Source organism: Candidatus Saccharibacteria bacterium (assembly GCA_016191105.1).
Lineage (GTDB): Bacteria > Patescibacteriota > Saccharimonadia > CAILAD01 > BJGX01 > JACPPH01.
The window spans coordinates 165,272-181,847 of record JACPPH010000002.1; the positions used below are offsets into that span (position 1 = coordinate 165,272).

Annotated in this window: 15 protein-coding genes; 2 read left to right on the forward strand and 13 right to left on the reverse strand. The window is 50.4% G+C overall.

Annotated elements, in window-relative coordinates:
* Positions 1 to 50 precede the first annotated feature (50 nt).
* A complete protein-coding gene (locus tag HYX70_01095; protein MBI2797879.1) occupies positions 51 to 1,217 on the forward strand; it encodes a hypothetical protein in 1,167 nt (388 codons plus the stop codon).
* 3 nt (positions 1,218 to 1,220) lie between these two features.
* Positions 1,221 to 1,499 (forward strand): 50S ribosomal protein L27, encoded by a 279-nt coding sequence (rpmA, locus tag HYX70_01100; GenBank protein ID MBI2797880.1) that lies wholly within the window; start codon positions 1,221 to 1,223, stop codon positions 1,497 to 1,499.
* On the opposite strand, the gene HYX70_01105 is transcribed toward rpmA, so the two are convergent.
* The 13 genes from HYX70_01105 to HYX70_01165 all read right to left on the reverse strand — a co-directional run bounded on the left by HYX70_01105 (position 1,492) and on the right by HYX70_01165 (position 16,552).
* Positions 1,492 to 3,090, reverse strand: a complete 1,599-nt coding sequence (locus tag HYX70_01105; GenBank protein ID MBI2797881.1) for a CTP synthase — start codon at positions 3,088 to 3,090, stop codon at positions 1,492 to 1,494. The genes rpmA and HYX70_01105 overlap by 8 nt on opposite strands.
* 323 nt (positions 3,091 to 3,413) lie before the next feature.
* Positions 3,414 to 4,646: a S41 family peptidase gene (locus tag HYX70_01110; protein ID MBI2797882.1), complete on the reverse strand. Its 1,233-nt coding sequence runs from the start codon at positions 4,644 to 4,646 to the stop codon at positions 3,414 to 3,416.
* Between the two features lie 27 nt (positions 4,647 to 4,673).
* Positions 4,674 to 5,831 carry a peptidoglycan DD-metalloendopeptidase family protein gene (locus HYX70_01115; protein ID MBI2797883.1) on the reverse strand — a complete coding sequence of 386 codons (1,158 nt, stop codon included), beginning with the start codon at positions 5,829 to 5,831 and terminating at the stop codon, positions 4,674 to 4,676.
* Positions 5,832 to 6,055: 224 nt separating this feature from the next.
* A complete protein-coding gene (locus HYX70_01120; GenBank protein ID MBI2797884.1) occupies positions 6,056 to 6,970 on the reverse strand; it encodes an ABC transporter permease in 915 nt (304 codons plus the stop codon).
* Positions 6,967 to 7,647, reverse strand: a complete 681-nt coding sequence (gene ftsE / locus HYX70_01125; GenBank protein MBI2797885.1) for a cell division ATP-binding protein FtsE — start codon at positions 7,645 to 7,647, stop codon at positions 6,967 to 6,969. The genes HYX70_01120 and ftsE overlap by 4 nt, the downstream gene beginning before the upstream one ends.
* 53 nt (positions 7,648 to 7,700) lie before the next feature.
* Entirely contained in the window at positions 7,701 to 8,789 is a 1,089-nt protein-coding gene (gene prfB, locus HYX70_01130; protein MBI2797886.1) for a peptide chain release factor 2, read from the reverse strand.
* Between the two features lie 76 nt (positions 8,790 to 8,865).
* Entirely contained in the window at positions 8,866 to 10,143 is a 1,278-nt protein-coding gene (locus HYX70_01135) for a DUF11 domain-containing protein (GenBank protein MBI2797887.1), read from the reverse strand.
* Positions 10,144 to 10,474: 331 nt separating this feature from the next.
* Positions 10,475 to 11,965, reverse strand: coding sequence for a hypothetical protein (locus HYX70_01140; protein ID MBI2797888.1), 1,491 nt, complete (start codon positions 11,963 to 11,965; stop codon positions 10,475 to 10,477).
* Positions 11,966 to 12,188: 223 nt separating this feature from the next.
* On the reverse strand, positions 12,189 to 12,665 hold the full coding sequence (locus HYX70_01145) for a hypothetical protein (protein MBI2797889.1): 477 nt from the start codon (positions 12,663 to 12,665) through the stop codon (positions 12,189 to 12,191).
* 166 nt (positions 12,666 to 12,831) lie between these two features.
* Positions 12,832 to 13,113, reverse strand: a complete 282-nt coding sequence (locus tag HYX70_01150) for a hypothetical protein (protein MBI2797890.1) — start codon at positions 13,111 to 13,113, stop codon at positions 12,832 to 12,834.
* 172 nt (positions 13,114 to 13,285) lie between these two features.
* A complete protein-coding gene (locus tag HYX70_01155) occupies positions 13,286 to 14,533 on the reverse strand; it encodes a hypothetical protein (protein ID MBI2797891.1) in 1,248 nt (415 codons plus the stop codon).
* A gap of 289 nt (positions 14,534 to 14,822) precedes the next feature.
* Complete coding sequence (locus HYX70_01160) at positions 14,823 to 15,170, reverse strand: hypothetical protein (GenBank protein MBI2797892.1); 348 nt, start codon at positions 15,168 to 15,170, stop codon at positions 14,823 to 14,825.
* Positions 15,171 to 15,172: 2 nt separating this feature from the next.
* Positions 15,173 to 16,552, reverse strand: a complete 1,380-nt coding sequence (locus HYX70_01165) for a hypothetical protein (protein ID MBI2797893.1) — start codon at positions 16,550 to 16,552, stop codon at positions 15,173 to 15,175.
* Between the last annotated feature and the right edge of the window lie 24 nt (positions 16,553 to 16,576).

The following is a 16,576-nucleotide window of genomic DNA, read 5'->3' on the forward strand; positions in this document are numbered from 1 at the left end:
TTATTGTACTCCAAACTCAGCAACCGCTAAAATTTGCTACAATTTAGTAGATGAAGATAGCAATACTTGGTCGCGAGGCAAATTTGGCTCTAGCAGAGCTAGAGACCCGTGGAAAAGAGCTGGTTAAACACGGCACCTGGGCCTGTTCTTTTGAGCCCAGGAATTTGCCTGCTAGTGTCGATGACTTTGGCTCAATTGTAAAAATTGGCGAAATTTTAAGCGACAGACTGATGGCTACAGATTCAGAAAAGATTGCCGAAACCATTGCAGAAAGTTTGGTCAAGTTTGGCAAACGCAAAATAAGCTTTGGCCTAAGCATTTATGGGAGTTCCGCTTTTACCAGGCAAGTCGATCGTAGGCTAGCCTTTAATATCAAGAAAAGACTTCAGGTGGCTGTTGGTGTGCCAGTCCGCTATATCGCCGCTAAGTCTGGTTTTGAGCTCAATTCCGCCCAAGTTACGCATAATAGCCTAATAAGTCGTGGTGGTGATTTTTTGTTAGTCCAAAGCGGCAAGCAGTTAGTTGTAGCCCGAACAATCTCGGTTCAAAACATTGAATCGTTTGCCCACCGGGACTACGGCCGACCGTGTCGCCCAGCTAAGGTCGGCATGCTGCCACCCAAACTAGCCAAAACCATGATCAATCTGGCAGATGCTGGGTCTGGCGTTGGCATTATTGATCCATTTTGCGGGAGCGGTACAGTTCTGCAAGAGGCGCTGTTAATGGGTTACGACACCTGCGGCAGTGACAACTCAGCTCAAATGATCAGCTGCAGCCAGAAGAATCTGGACTGGCTACAGCGAGAGTACAAAGTCGAAAATTTTTTTGAGGTTGGTCTTCAAGACGCAGCTAGATTCAAGCTTGGTAGCACAATCAAGAATTATGCCGTTGTTACCGAAGGCTATTTAGGCCAGCCCTTCTCGGCTGCACCCAGCACCGCTAGGCTAGCTACGCTACAATCTGAGCTGATAAGACTTTACCTAGGATTCTTGAACAATCTTTTAAGCCAAACAAATTTGCCAAAATCGGCTGTTATGTGTTTGCCGTTCTGGCGAACTAATAGCGGTTATAACGATCTAAAGGTTATTGACCAAATCGAAAAATTGGGGTATACTGTTAGGCAGTTTCAATCTGTTGATTCATCACAACTTCGATATCAGCGACCGAATCAAATAGTTGGGCGACAAGTACTAGTGCTAAAACCAAACCGAGGATAACTAATGTCACATACAAAAGCCGGCGGCTCTACTAAGAACGGCCGGGACTCCCAAGGTCAAAGATTAGGTGTTAAGCGCTTCGGCAGCCAGATGGTACGCCCTGGTGATATTATTGTTCGCCAAAACGGCACTAAATGGTCAGCCGGTAATGGCGTTGGGGTTGGCAAAGACTACACGCTTTTTGCACTCACAGCCGGTAGTGTACAATTTAAAACCACCCGCCAAACTCGATTTAGCGGCAACAGTCAGCGAAAGACCGTGGTTTCAATAGCTTCTAGCTGAGAACTCTCTTGTTTGACTTACAATTTGCAGTCGGCTTATAGCTGGCGTTTTTGATTGTGGCACCAATAAACTCTCGGAATAACGGATGTGGCCGATTTGGCCTCGACAAGAACTCCGGGTGAAATTGAGAGGCCACAAAAAATGGATGTTTATCTAGCTCAATCATCTCAACTAGACTATTGTCGGCCGACTTGGCAGCAAAAATTAAACCAGCGTCCGATAACTTCTTGGCATATTCATTGTTAAACTCATAGCGGTGTCTGTGGCGCTCGGTAATCTTTTTGACGCCATAAATTTGCTCTGTCCGGCTATCTGGCCTCACCTGAGCGGTATAGTTGCCCAGCCGCATGGTGCCGCCCATATTTTTACCGCTCTGCCCGGGTAGAATATCAATTACCGGATACTGAGTATCTGGGTTAAACTCGGTTGAATGAGCACCCTCTAAGCCCGCGACATTGCGCGCAAATTCAATCACAGCCGCCTGCATGCCCAAACATAAACCTAAAAACGGTAGGTTATTCAGCCGCGCGTATTCAATAGCTTTTATCTTGCCTTCGACACCACGTTTGCCAAATCCTCCTGGCACAACTATACCCTCAACCGTTTGTAGCGCACTCACATCGGCCTCAAGTTCTTCGGCATCTATCCAAACAATCTCAGTGTTTCGGCTGTGGTACCACCCGGCCGCATGTATAGCTTCGCAAACACTTTTGTAAGTGTCTTCGTTGCTTAGATACTTGGCCACCAAACCAATTCTGGCTATTTTCTTTGAGCGCAGTATGCTGTCGACCAGAGCACTCCAGTTCTCAAGCTCAGCGGCGCGTTGCACCAAGCCCAGCCTCTGGCAAACTACTTTACCAATTCCCTGCTGCTCCATGCTAAGTGGCACCTGGTAAACAGTTTTTACAGTGGGCAGTGCCACGATTGCATTTGGATCGACGTCGCAATATAGACTAAGCTTTTCGTAGGCATCTTCGTTGAGAGGGTTGTCTGATCTAACGCAAAGCAAGTCAACCTGAATCCCAACCTCGCGTAGACCGCGCACACTATTTTGAGCCGGTTTGGTCTTCATCTCCTTGCTGGTTCCAAGGTACGGTACAAAAACCACATGAGCATACATAACATTTTCTGCACCAACCTTTTGTCGTAATTGTCGGACAGCTTCTACCAATGCCAAGCCTTCGTAATCACCAACCGTGCCGCCGATCTCAGTTATTTGAACGTCGAAGCCATGACTAGCTTCTAAAATATGTCGCTGAATCTCACCGGTTACGTGTGGGATTATCTGAACGGTTTTACCCAGATATTTGCCGGCTCGCTCATCGTCTAAAATCTGGCGCAGTATCCGACCCGTCATGACCGAAGAACTCTGGTCGAGCTCGCGATCAATAAAGCGCTCGTAGTGACCAAGATCTAGATCTGTTTCGGCGCCGTCGGCCGTTACATAAACCTCACCGTGCTCGGCTGGATTCAAAGTACCAGCATCGAAATTTAGATACTGATCGAGTTTTTGGATATTTACAGAGAATCCTCGTGCTGTGAGGATCTTGCCAAGGCTAGCAGCTGTAATGCCTTTGCCCAAACCTGACATGACACCACCGGTTACAAAAATGTATTTTGTTTGCTTACTCAAAGCCAACTCACCCCTTTCAATATTTCTATCATACCGCTTATGTCGAGGGTTGTGCAATAGAGTTGAGCTGACACTAAACTAAAATTTCTTATACCATGATGGCATGCATTTCTAAGCTCGGCAAAGAGCTATCTGAGCAAAAGGACTGGACCGAGTCGCGGAAAAAAGCAGTTGAAGCCCACCAGACACCGAGGGAGAGATTTACTCCGATACAATTCCACTAAACCGAGATCACCTCACATCTGCAGCTCGCCTGTCCTTTGTGGGACGGGCGTTTCGCGTTACTGGACTTTTGCTCCAGCAACCTCTAGGGCTTTTTGAAGCTGAGGATCGCGGCCAGCATTATAGTCATCTTGAGTAAGTTTAACCTCAACATTTGGCGTTATGCCTTCTTTGCTAATATTAATGCCGTTTGGCGTAAACCAATTGGCCACCGTTACCTTTAGGGCGTCGGTACTACAATTTTCACTGCTCGTACTAGCCAGACTAAAGCCACCCAGGCAAATTACCTCCTGAACGCTACCTTTTCCAAAGGTCTTCTCACCAACCAGCGTAGCTCGCTGGTTGTCACTCAGGGCACCAGCAGTTATTTCCGAAGCGCTGGCACTGCCGCCATTTACTAGTACCACTATCGGAATTGTGGTCATATTACCACCAGGCAATGCTTTGAATTTTTTGGACGACTCGCGAATCGAGCGTTCCTCTACTACAGTACCGTTGGCCATGAATTGTGAACTAACCTTAACTGCACCATCCAAATATCCACCCGGGTTGTCACGCAGATCGATTACCGCTGCCCTTACGCCCTGCTGCATAAGTGCTTGGGTGGCATTCTCTAGGCTTTGAACTGTATTGGCGCCAAACTCCCGAATCTTAATATAGCCTATATTGCCGGCTTTAACCTCAGTCGTAACGCTTGGTACGGTGATCTGCTCGCGAGTTAGGGTGATTTCATTGGGCTGTTGTCCGGGCCGCACAATTATGAGCTTTACCTGTGTACCTGCCTGACCACGGATCATTTTTACAGCCTGCTCAGTCGTAAGTGCGCTAGAATCCTTACCATCGATGGCAGCAATCAGATCGCCAGCTCTTATACCGGCCCTAGCAGCCGGTGTGCCATCAACTGGCGCAATCACGGTTAACCTGTTGTTTTTAATACCTACCTCAATGCCTACGCCGCTCAATGTTCCTTTAAGCTGGTCGTTTAAATCCTTATTCTGCTCGGCTGTTAGATATGTCGTATACGGGTCCCCCAGCGCCGCCACCATACCGGCTACCGCTCCTTGAGCTTGCTTTTTAGCATCAATACTGCCATCGAACTTTTGACGCAAAATGTCATTTACCTGCCAAAACTGAGTTAGGTTTATCTGGTTTTGACCGGTCAAAACCCAGGGGTAAAGCCCTAGTCTGGTCGGAACTATCGATACACCCAAGCCCAACCCAAAAGCGACCAGTCCTACTAATATAAGTCTAGCTACTGGGCGCCGGCTAGCTGGCCTTGCACTATTAGCCATGTTTGGTTGGGTATCCACAAAATCAACCTAATTAAAACTGGCCAGGTGGGCATACAAAGTTACATAGCCATTATCTTGCCTAATTTGCACCATATTGCCATAACCACCGTTAAATCCCGCACCATATGGATCCCAGCCTCTAAAAATTATATCGCCATCGGCTGGAGCGCGGATTGGGGTGCCAAAACTGTTAGCAATGTCAAGGCCGCTATGAAAATTACAACCATACTGAGAATTCCATGGTTCAAAAGGAAATGGGCTGCAGCCATAGTTCTGGGTGATGGTGCCCGAGGTGGCGCTAGTATACGAAAACCCTGAACCGTTAGGGTTAATATAATTACCGCTGGGGTTAATAACCGAAAAGTGAAGATGCGAGCCAGTTGAATTGCCCGAACTGCCCATATAAGCAATAATCTGTCCAGCTCGAACCCGACCCTGGCTAACATAGTTTCCTCTAGCTGCCGCGGCCGCCTGGCTAGCAATTTGCTGATTAACCTGCTCGCGCTTCTTGGCTAGATCACTTACGTTTTGACGGAACTTAGCCTCATCGCCCTGGGTTTGAGCTAGTAGGGTAGCTTTTTGCGACCGCTGCTGAGCTATACTCTGAACCTGAGCCGTTTGTTGGCTAGACAGTGCCACCAACTCCTGTTTCTTGTCATCAAGAAGTTTTTTCAACTGCATAATCTCTTTAAGATTACTGTTCACCTTGTCTTTAATGGCCGAGAGATACTGCTGTTGAGCCACAAAACTACTCAAGTCCTTACTAGATGCAATCACCTCCAATAGGCTAATTTCGCGCTGGCGGTAAGCCAGCTTCAAATTGTCTTTAAGGATTGACTGCTGGCGAGCTAGTCTGGCCATAGCCTGATCCAAGTCCTCCTGGGTTTTACTAATCTGCAGATTAGTAAGGTTTAAGCTAGCTTGAGCCGAGTTTATGTTGCCATCTAAACTCGCAATTGTCCCCTGTAAGGTATTAGCTTCGCCACGCTTGGCATTGGCAGCATCTTGATTTTGTTTGATTTGATTATTAAGAGCATTAATCTTATCTTGAAGCGTTTCGGCTCGAACCCGACCCGCACCAATAGTCCATAGACCATACAAAGAGCCGCTAATCGCTAGTCCAAACATTACAAACACTAGCAATTTTTTGGTTTTAGTTGACTTATAAATATCTTCTATCGACATAATAGGCGCTGATAGCTGGGGGTACGCCATTGGCTTAGCACAACCGCATTTACAAAATCCTGTGCAGACAACAACACGGCTGGCCGCTGAACGGCCGGCTGCCAAAACATTTGTTTTATACTATTCAGCTATATCACCCTCCTTGGAATGATGTTATCAGTTTAATAAAAAAACCTGCTGGTTGCAAGTCGGTTTAGCCAAAAAGTTTATAAATAGAGTAGTTTTTATAGCTTAAGGTGGCGAGCAATTGCCAACAAGCTCGAAACAGCCCCAATTACGACACCAGTCAAAACCAAGCCCAGCACAACCAATATAATATGCGACTGAAAATACTGCAGGGTAGAGCCAGCGTTAAGTCTATCCGCTAAGAATGGTCCAACCGAGCGAGCAAATGGCACCAATAGCAGCAAGGCAATAAAAGCCCCAAAGGCTCCGTACATTGAGCCCTCCACCAAGAAAGGACCGCGTATAAACCATTTAGTGGCCCCTACTAACTTCATAATTTCGATCTCTTCACGGCGTGTAAAAATAGCCATGCGTATGGTATTAAAGATTACCAGTAGGGCTACCACCAAAAAAATCATACTCAAGACTAAGCCAATGCGTGATACAGCATTGCTAATTTTAATCACATTTTCAATCACCCCTTTGCGGTTGTTATCACGGTTATCGTAGCTAGTATCTGAAATCACTTTATTATCATCGAGCGCGCGGATCTTGCCGTTGGTATCACCAATCTGGTCTAAACTTTTAAGCTTAACTTGAAAACTAGCTGGCAAGGGGTTCCCGATCTCAGTGGCCGATTTGGCCAGCTGGCCACCTTCGGAGCTGCTGCTGGCTAGTTGGTTTAGAGCGTCGGCCTTACTAACAAAAGTTACCGACTGAACGTTGTCCACTGTCAGCATTCTACTTTGGAGATCTTTTATATTATCGGCTGGGGCTTCGTCGCTTAAGAAAATAGTCAAATCGATTTTATTTCTTACTTCAGCCAGTTGGGTACGCACAAACATAGTTGAGAACACAAAAAATGTCATTATTAGAAGAGTGATCACCATGATAGCGGTGGCCGCCGTACTGAGCCAGGCATTGCGAAAAGTGTTGCGAAAACCACTCTTGAATATGCGCCAAAAAGTAATCACAGGCTATATCTTCCTATCTTTTCGTCTTTTACTACCCGGCCTCGGTTTATTGTAATCACCCGTTTTTTAAGAGCATTTACAATTTCTTTGTTGTGAGTTGTGAGCAGCACGGTTGTGCCAAATCGGTTGATCTTTAGCAGCAATTCAATAATATCCCAAGAATTTTTGGGGTCGAGGTTGCCGGTCGGTTCGTCGGCTATCAATATTTTTGGATTACGAATTAAGGCACGAGCAATTGCCGTACGTTGCTTCTCGCCGCCCGAGATTTCACTGGGGTAGTTGTGAGCTTTTTCGCTCAAACCTACTAGTTGCAATATTTTGGGCACAGCCCGTTTGATTTCGCGGGTTCGAACGCCCGAAACTTCGAGCGCAAAAGCTACGTTTTCATACACGGTCAAATTGGGTAAAAGCTTATAATCTTGAAACACCACTCCAATTCGGCGTCTTAGGTGTGGAATGTTAGACTTATCGATAGTGTCATAGTCGATTGAACCAACAATAATCTTGCCACTAGTCGGCACATCTTCCTTAATGAGTAATCTAATCAAAGTACTTTTGCCGGCACCCGAAGCCCCCACAATGGTTACAAATTCTTTGGGTTGAATATGCAAAGAGACGCCAGAAAGCGCCACGGTTTTATTAGGATAAATAACCGATACTCGATCGAGCAATATCATCGTGTACTCATTGTAGCACTATCGCTATGCGCCGTAAAACTTATGTTTGCCAGCTAATTTTTTGATTTCAGCTGCCAGTCTAAGTAAGCTTCAATTAGGGGCTCGAGCTTACCTTCGAGCACACCCGACACATCATTAGTTTCGTAGTCACTACGGTGATCCTTAACTTTGGTGTAGGGCTGCATAACATAGCTGCGAATTTGCGCACCCCAGTCGGCGGATTTGGTTTGGCCGCTAAGTTTAGACACATTTTCGGCTTTGGCCTCTCGTGCCAATTCATTCAGGCGAGATAACAATATCTTAAGTGCAGCTTGCTTGTTTTTGAGCTGTGAGCGTTCATTTTGTACGCTCACAGTAACTCCGGTTGGAATATGGGTAATCCGCACTGCACTGTCGGTGGTGTTCACGCTTTGACCGCCACGGCCGGAGCTTCGAAAAGTATCAATTCGCAAGTCACGCTGGTCAATTTCGCTGTCTTCATCTTCTATTTCAGGAACCATATCAACCAGAGCAAACGAGGTTTGGCGCAGGTTTTGAGCATTAAATGGGCTGAGCCGCACCAATCGATGAACACCCTTTTCGGCTTTCAAGAGCCCGTAGGCAAACGGCCCACTTATGCGCACGGTTGCACTCTTAATGCCAGCTTCTTCGCCGTACGAGGTGTCAAGCACTTCGGCCTTCAGGCCTTGGCGCTCAGCATACTTTAGATACATTTCCATGAGTATTTGAGCCCAGTCGGCCGCATCGGTACCGCCGACACCAGCTGTTATTTGTATAATTGCCGGTGACTTATCATATTCACCATTGAGCCTAACAGCCACCATAGCTGCTTGGATTCGCTTTTCTAGATCCTTAGTTAAGCCCTCAAACTCCTCAAGCTGTGTGTTATCGGCTGTCTCGGCCAATTCTAGGGTTGTTTGCACATCATCTTGGAGTCTATGCCAGTCGACCAGATATTTTTTAAGCTCAGCTGCCCTTCGGCTAACTTCTTCGGCTCTTGACTGATTAGACCAAAAATCGGCCGACTGCATATCGGCCTCGAGTTTGGCTATCTGTTCAGCATCTTTGTTTAAAGCCAACACCTCCATGGCTCTTTGGACTTCAGCTAGCAAGCTGGAAAGTTTTTCGATTATTGGTTTCATAGCTTATATTATACCTTTTATGTACCAAAAAGACCCGCTGATTACTCATTGGGTCTTTTGGTTAGCTGCTTTCTAATTACTTCACGTTACGCAAGGCAATTGAGACAGCTTTTTTGCTTTTTCGCAGAGCATATACACTGTAGCTGATACCAGTCATACCAAGCATGCCAGCCACACCACCCGCAACACCAGTCTGTGGCAAAGTTGTTGGCTGAGACGGTGTAACTGGAGTTACTGGAGGAGGTGTTGGTGTTAGTGGTGTCGGGGTAGGAGGCTTAGGTGGAGTAAAACTGGCTGTACTACAGACGTCTTCGCGGGTTTCGTTAGAGCCTGTACAGGCAACATTATCAACAGTTGTTACTGTAGCCGGAATGTTGTCTTTCACCTTAGCCAAAAACTGAATGTTACCATCGGCATTTGGCGAGTAATCACCCACCATCACGCCCTCACGGAACAATGCAGTATCATTTAGCTGTACGCCTTGGGGTTGGGTCACTAGATACATCTTTACCGACCCAGGCACAATATCAACGTATTGTGGCAATTTATCGGTTACTACCACTTGGCGCATAACTGCATTGCCGGTATTCTTGTAGTTGATGTTGTACTTTACAATGTCGCCTGGTTTGGCAGCCATAGTCTTCTGCCAGTTACCGCTACCGGGCACACTAATTTCTTTGTTTATTTTTAGATTCGATGCAGTCACTTTAACCTTAATGGTCACAAGCAGGCCGTACTGAAAACAGCCCTTGACATTACCGTCGGGGCCAGTCTCGCCAATTGGTGCACCATCGCCTACAATGCTATCGGCTAGCTTGTAGCCGCCTGGCACACTGTTGGTGTAGGCTGTGGCGCTTCCTTGCTCATACTCTAAGTTAAAAGGCTGGGTACTTTTTAGATCCACACTAGCAGCCACCGTACCTGGCTGGGCATTGCTAGCTGAAATGTAGCTGATCGAACGTAGCGCCGTGTCATTGCCGGCTGGCACCAAAATTTTAACTTTGGTGTTGCGAGCAATACCAGCGCCACTAGCGTTCAGGCTAGAATCTGCGCCGTTGTGTACATAAGTACGCATCAGCAGCTCTTGGCCTTCACGAACCTGCATGTTATCGGTAAAACCGCCTTCACTAGTGTTAGCGGCGTCTTTTACAGTGTAGAACTCGCGCTCATCGCCATAGTTGGGGGTGCCCACAAAGGAGTTAAATGTAACATAGTCAAAGCCAGCCACACCAGGTGTGTACTGCTTAACTGGTCGCTCTGGACTCCAGTCTGCTACTGCCATGACAGGAACTAAGATCCCAATCACAACAATGCCGATCACAGAGGCCAGCTTACGCAAAACATTCTTTTTCATAAGCTATAAGCTCCTTTCATAGAAGTATTAGTTAATTAAATAGCGTTCTCGTTCGGTTGTGTATATGCAATGTAAAAGGACTTTTGTATCTATTGAGCAGTAATGGTACTATATTATACGCTTTAAGTCAATAGATAATTGTTATGTTTTTGCAGGGTTTTTCGAAAGGCCCTGAGATCAAGTTTTTTATGAAAGCCTGATCTCAAAGACTTATAGTTTCGGGTGGGTGTCGTCCCGGAGACCGAAGTCTCCAGGACGAGCGACACCCAAGAGTGGACTCTGTGTGCCATCGCACCGCGAATTGAGTCCGCTAATTCGCGGTGTTTAAGCCCTAGGCGGGCTTGGGCGACGGACCGGGCGGGGCCGTCGTGGGTGGCACCGGCGCCGAGCTGGGCGGCGTTGCCCTGGTGGTGGGCGGGCTTCCCCCCGGGCACAGCTGCGGACAACCGGTGCTCGGGTTCGGCACTCCTGGATTGATGTCCGGGTTGGGCGGCCTGGGGGTCACCCCACCGCAGCCACTTGGACCACAGCCTTTCACCGGCGCCGGCACAGCCGGATTGCTGATAGGCTGCTGCTCGGCGATCTTGCCCTGAGGCTTGGTCGTCGGCGTCGTCACCGTCGGCGGTGGGATGGTCGGCCCTCCCGTCGGCGGGGGCGTCACCGTCGGCGGTGGGATTGTTGACTCCGGTGGCAGGTTTGGCGGAACCGGCACCTGCGGCACGTTCGGCGTGGGCTTGAGCGACCCCCTGTTCCCGCACGAGGCGAAGAACATGATGTATGCGTTGTCCTTCCAGAACTTCACGTACAGCCGGGGCGTGCTGGTGACGTAGTCGAACTGCACCACGGTACCGTTTTGCACGACTGTGTTGTACAGGCGGGTACCCGCTGGCAACACTCCACGTTCCACCATGGAACCTCGAACGAAGTCCAGCACGATGAACAGATCCCAACCGGCCTTGGCGGCATCGCCGACCGGGCGGGGGTCCTCGTAGGGCTTGTCTTGGCTGGCCATGATGGTCCGCGCCGCATCGTCCAAGAATGCCGGGCTGCCAACACCCTTCAGGAGCAAGTCGGAGAACATGTCCTCCGGCGTGTTTCCTTGGATGCCGTTGAGCACAACACACTTGGTCTCACACGTCACGCCCACTCCCTGTACGAGGCCACGGCGCTGGGCAATCTTCTGAACGAAGATGGCAAGGTCGACGGTGTCGGGCTGATGCGGTGGCGCCGTGCTTGGCGGTGTGGTAGCCATAGTTGTTGGCGCAGCTGTGCCTTGCGGTTGTGTCCCGCTCGGTACTGCCGTGGTGGTGGAAGGAGCCGTGGTGTCGCTGGGCGATGTGCTTGGCGTTGAACCACCCCCGTTGCTGGTGGTGGTAGTGACGCCGGCCAGGATTGCGACGCACTTGGTGTCTGGCGGGTCCACTCCGAGTTGCTTGAGCTTGTCGGAGCTTTCCTGCACCACCTTGGCGTCGTCGCTGCCAACTCCCTGGCACAACTCGACTGTCAGCTTGAGACATTCGGTCGGCGTGATGCCGGCCTCTTGCAGCTTCTTGTCGTCGTCGGAGTTGTTGGTGACTCCGATCCGCTTCTGGCAGTCCTCCAGACTCACCTTGGCCTTGCGCTCTTCGGTGGTTGCGGGCGGAACAGACGCGGTCGGCGCTGGCACCTGGGTGGTGTCGGAGCCTTGAGGCCCAGGTGATTGCTGGGTTGGTTGGGCACTCGCAGTGCCGCTTTTGGCTGCAATACCGGCTACACCCACCGCCCCCAAAAGGACAGTGAACACAACCGCGCAAGCAGCGAAGATCGCATGACCCCTGGTCATCCGATCACCTCCTTGTTGTTGTCTGGGTGATGTAAAGCTGCGAACTGGGTGCAGGTTTTCTCTCCTGTACTCAGCCCACATATCAGATTACACTCTTTTCGTCTATACACAAGTATAAATCTCACATTTGGGTTGAGCGGGTGGCGCCCGGCGGGAACTCGATCCGAAGATCGAAGCTCCCTGCCGGGACCACGAGGTAGGGGCCAGAACGTCATCCTGACCGCTACTTTGTGCCGTGCTTGAACAGCGCCGTGCAGCCGATGATGCCACCGATCACAAACGGGGCAAGAAATGCCACGATCCGTGGCCCGCCTGCGTCCGTGAGCATGGCAGCCACGACTGCACTGCAGATTGCTGCGAACACCGTTGCAAAGCAGCCCATGAGCACGCCCACAAGGATGTGGAGGCTCTTGCCATTGGCTGGGTCTGCGCCGCCGCCAGCGGGTGGCGGCGGTGTGGCGGCATTGGCCGATGGATCGCGTGTGAGGAACCAGAAGGTCCCCCCTGCGCCACCCAGGCCAACCACCAGGGCGGTGAGGAATCCATACAGCCACGACCAATTGAGTCCTGCGACTACAAGGGTCACGAGCAGCAGGACTCCGCCAATCACCCCGCTGATGATCAGCTGGGTTTGCTGGTCGAGCCCACCTCCGGGCGATGGGGCCGGCGCGGCATAGCGCGCACGGTTGAAACCAGGCATAATGCCCACCTTCTTTCGTATATGTTCGGGAGCGGTACCTGGTCGTGAACTTCATTGTTCATGTGCCCTCACGGGGGCAATATACCAGGATAGCGATCCTGAAATTGTGGGTCACGAGCGGCCGCGCTCCGGGGTAAACCGGAGCACAGCCTCTCGCGTGGCGAGATCACGTGAGCACTTGGTCGATGATCTCGAGCATTGCGGCCTTGAACGCCTTGTTGGCATCTTCGTCCACAACGTCCGGGAAGGACTTCAAGAAGTCGGGGCCACAGAGGTCGATCATGGCCTGCACGCCTTCCTTGTTGAACTTGACCGTGCCGCCGCCGCTGATCTCCAGTTGCTCGAGAGCAACCTTCTGCAGCAGCTCCAGGGCGCGGGCCTTCATGGCCGGGTCGGCGTCGGCTGTTGCCGACTTGGACTTCTCGTAGCGGTCTTTGCTGAACGCCATGATGATTCTCCTGCATGTTCGTGAGCGGTACCTGGTCGCGAACCGAAGTTCACGTGCCCTCACAGGGGCAATATACCAGGATAGCGATCCTAACATTCTGTTGAGTTGGCCGGGGAGCTCCGCTGCACACAGTGTGCAGCGGAGCCAACCCCGTTTACCGCTCCCGGTAAATCTAGTCGTCGGCGAAGACCTCCTCGATGATGTCGAAGAACGCGGCGTAGAACACGTCGCGATCGGACTCGAAGTCACCGTTGGGATACTTCTCGAGGTAGAGGTTGAGGGCGCAGAACGCCACATCGGTGATCCCTTCCTCACTGAACGACCATGGCTTGCGAAGCGGGTCGCGCGCCCACATGCCGACGGGTGTGCGCTCGATGCACTGCTTGGCTGTCGCCACACGCGCGTCGAAGTTCGGTGGCCGAACATTGGAGCGTTGCTGTCCCGAAGGACCGCCGCGCGAACCAGCACCCGAACCACTGCTACCACCCGGTCGACTCGACGAGCCGCCACTGGCGCCAGCACCCGACCCGGACTTGGGCCGTGCGCCTCTGCCAGAGGAGCCACCTTGCGAGCCGCGTGGTCGTTGCCCATTGCCGCCGTTGCGAACGAAGATCCCCTCGAGATTCTCTCGAGTGATGTCGTCGTTCCGGTCCGGATGGGCAAACGCCAAGACGCTTCGCCAGCAGAACTTGGCCCACTTCTTGCGGTCGCCGTAGGTGAACTTCTCGCCCTTCGGGTCCACCTTGCGAGCCTCGGCCTCGAAGATCACCATGATCTGGGTCATCCAACCCCGGTACTGGCGATACAAGTCCTGCTCTTCTGGTGTACGACGCGCGAAGGCGGTGAAGCGCGCCAGGTTGTCGTCGTCTCGTGGTGGCGCGCCGAACTCGGCATGCAAACCCTGGACACCCGAGAAGTTCTCGCGGATGCCAGAGATCGCGGTGTTCAGCTCTGTGATCTCTCGATCGTTCATGTCGTCTCCCTCCTGGGGGTCTTTGGTTCCCCCCGGAGGGGATGTAGGTTCTGGTTCTTCTGCAAGATCGAGCATGAGCGTGACGATGCCACGCTTAACCATCTCGAAGCTGGCGTTGGCTTTGCGTGTCGCGTTGAGGTTGACCCCAACAATCCGACGCACGAGCCGCCACGGCTCGGGGTCTTGCTCGGTCGCTTGTACGGGTATGCCTTGTGCTTCGAGCCATGGCACCCAGTCTTCGTAGGAAAGGGTTGGCTCGGGGTCTTCGCCTTCTGGTGGTGTGTCACCTGCCCCTGAATCTTCAAGGACTTTACCAAGTGCCACCAAGAAGTCTTCTTCACCCACCTGTCCGTCATCGGCAAGCTTGTCGCCCAGTTCAACAATGAGCTTGGGCTTAAGGTCGATCGAAACTTCCAGGTCAGCACATAGCGTTTCGAGATGCGGCATTGCTTCCCTCCTCGGGTAGTGCCCCGGGAGGGGCGTCTTGTTTACTGTTACCTACAGGAGCCTGCGTACGGCATTCAATCTTGGGCGGCAAGATCGCTTACACGTACACAGGTGCCTGTAGGCAGTTTGTAAACTAAAAAGCAGGTAAAATAGCCTGTTCTATACGAACAAGCAACCCTCCTGCCTACTTATTTAGGGAGCGGATATTTCAAATTGAACGATCCATAGCCTAAGCTATGAACTCGGAAACAATATACTACAAAACTATCGTTTTGTCAAGTATTTTCTACTATTTTTGGTATTCAGCTCGTAGTGCTTTTCGAGCTTCAGATACGTCTTCGAACAGCTCGGTTTTCATGCGCCTAATCTCTTCGGCTACAATTGCCTGGTAGTCGAGTACATGATCGTTCAGGTATTGCCCCACCTTGGTGTCATCACCTGCATCCATTAACACTACAAGCTCGTTAAGCTCAGTCTCGGTTAAGGCATCTATAATTCGAACCGCCAACCTGTTCTGAACAATCTCGGCCATAGTATCCAGCAGTTCAGCCTTTTGTTCATCCGAAACAGCTTCGATCCCCAGCTCTTTAAAAAGTACAACCCCAAATTGATCTGTTGGGATTTTTTGATTGTCCATTGTTACTTTTTCTCCTTATCTTTCTTATCTTTGCGTCGTTTTTGAATAATAAACTCAGCCAAACCAAAGCCACCGGCCACAGCCGAAGCACTTACGGCATTTGGCACCTCGCCGGCCAACGATACGCCCGCAACCGCCGCTGAGCCTATTAAGCCCAACCCTACAGACGTAGCTATCTTATACCGATTACCTCTACCCTGTTTGGCCGCCTCTTTACTCTCCGATTCCAGCTCGTAATTTAGGGCCTTGCCTACAATATTTGCAACCTCCCTAGGTTTGTTGTTATAAATCCAGTTTTCTATGCCGCCTACCTGAGATGGTTTTATACCGCTACCCCTCGTTCTGGCAAGCTCATTCTCGGCCTTTTGCATGTTTAAAAGCATAAGCTGAACTTCTTGGGGCAGCTCCTGGCCAGTGGTGGCGTTATTAATAAAGGCCTGAGCCTCAGGGCTTAAGGTCTCTCCAGGGACATTGTTAACCCTATATACAAATGTGTCGAGTACAGCCTTGCCGGAGGCATTGTTTTCTGACAGTATCTTATTGAGATCTTTCTGGAGGTTCTTTTCTTTGCGGCCCTCTCGAACTGTTTCCTGTCCTCTATCTATATTGCCCCTGGCAGCCATATATCCTCCTAAGCCAATCATGGCCGGAGCAGGTGCAAAGCCCAACATGGTGGCCCCAACCCCACCTACCATCAACCCTATACCAAGGCCTACCCTTAGCCCAGGGTGTCGGGCTAGGAATGCTCCCGCTCTACCACCTTTGCGGGCCGCCTTGGCAGCGGTTTCGGACTTAGCTCTCTCGCAGCGCTCATTTGCAACCATCATCAACAGCTGAACCTGGGTCTCGGGCTTTTCCAAGACTTCTAAATTGTTTCGGTTTACCAGCTCTTTCATATTTTGTTTCACCTGGTTTTGCAGCTCCTGATTATATTGAGCTTCGGCATCTAAAATGTCCTGCTTACCAAAGCCCAGCCATCTGGCAAAAACTGACTTTTGTTTTTCCCTGGCCACAGCAAGGGTATTTCTGGCTTTTTCTAGATCGGTCAGCTTGGGGTCGGTTGCAAACTCTTTATCTCTCTGGGTAGCCCAATCAAAAACCTTGTTGCCACCACGAAATATACTCTCTGCAGCGTTCTTTACGCCCCTGCCAAGCTCTTTACCGACTGTTTTGGTGGCATCAACTATCTTGCCAACATCCATCGAGCCCTCGTCGCCCCGTAATCTCGAAGAAGAGGCAGCTTCAGACTCGGCACGCATGTTTTTTAGGTCATCATAGACGTTTGAGCTGGCGCCAGAGTCACTAGACTTTTCACCAGAATCCTTTGGCCCAAAATTTACGTTATAATTTCCAGGCGAACTGCTGTATGCTTCAGCACTCATAGTTACCTCTGATTATAGTTTAAT

Excerpts from the sequence above, each read along its gene's own strand:
- HYX70_01155 (MBI2797891.1), bottom strand. The coding sequence starts at position 14,533 with ATGCCGCATCTCGAAACGCTATGTGCTGACCTGGAAGTTTCGATCGAC.
- HYX70_01145 (MBI2797889.1), bottom strand. The coding sequence starts at position 12,665 with ATGCCTGGTTTCAACCGTGCGCGCTATGCCGCGCCGGCCCCATCGCCC.
- rpmA (MBI2797880.1), top strand. The coding sequence starts at position 1,221 with ATGTCACATACAAAAGCCGGCGGCTCTACTAAGAACGGCCGGGACTCC.
- prfB (MBI2797886.1), bottom strand. The coding sequence starts at position 8,789 with ATGAAACCAATAATCGAAAAACTTTCCAGCTTGCTAGCTGAAGTCCAA.
- HYX70_01160 (MBI2797892.1), bottom strand. The coding sequence starts at position 15,170 with ATGGACAATCAAAAAATCCCAACAGATCAATTTGGGGTTGTACTTTTT.
- HYX70_01140 (MBI2797888.1), bottom strand. The coding sequence starts at position 11,965 with ATGACCAGGGGTCATGCGATCTTCGCTGCTTGCGCGGTTGTGTTCACT.
- HYX70_01110 (MBI2797882.1), bottom strand. The coding sequence starts at position 4,646 with ATGGCTAATAGTGCAAGGCCAGCTAGCCGGCGCCCAGTAGCTAGACTT.
- HYX70_01135 (MBI2797887.1), bottom strand. The coding sequence starts at position 10,143 with ATGAAAAAGAATGTTTTGCGTAAGCTGGCCTCTGTGATCGGCATTGTT.
- ftsE (MBI2797885.1), bottom strand. The coding sequence starts at position 7,647 with ATGATATTGCTCGATCGAGTATCGGTTATTTATCCTAATAAAACCGTG.
- HYX70_01115 (MBI2797883.1), bottom strand. The coding sequence starts at position 5,831 with ATGTCGATAGAAGATATTTATAAGTCAACTAAAACCAAAAAATTGCTA.
- HYX70_01165 (MBI2797893.1), bottom strand. The coding sequence starts at position 16,552 with ATGAGTGCTGAAGCATACAGCAGTTCGCCTGGAAATTATAACGTAAAT.
- HYX70_01150 (MBI2797890.1), bottom strand. The coding sequence starts at position 13,113 with ATGGCGTTCAGCAAAGACCGCTACGAGAAGTCCAAGTCGGCAACAGCC.
- HYX70_01105 (MBI2797881.1), bottom strand. The coding sequence starts at position 3,090 with ATGTCAGGTTTGGGCAAAGGCATTACAGCTGCTAGCCTTGGCAAGATC.
- HYX70_01095 (MBI2797879.1), top strand. The coding sequence starts at position 51 with ATGAAGATAGCAATACTTGGTCGCGAGGCAAATTTGGCTCTAGCAGAG.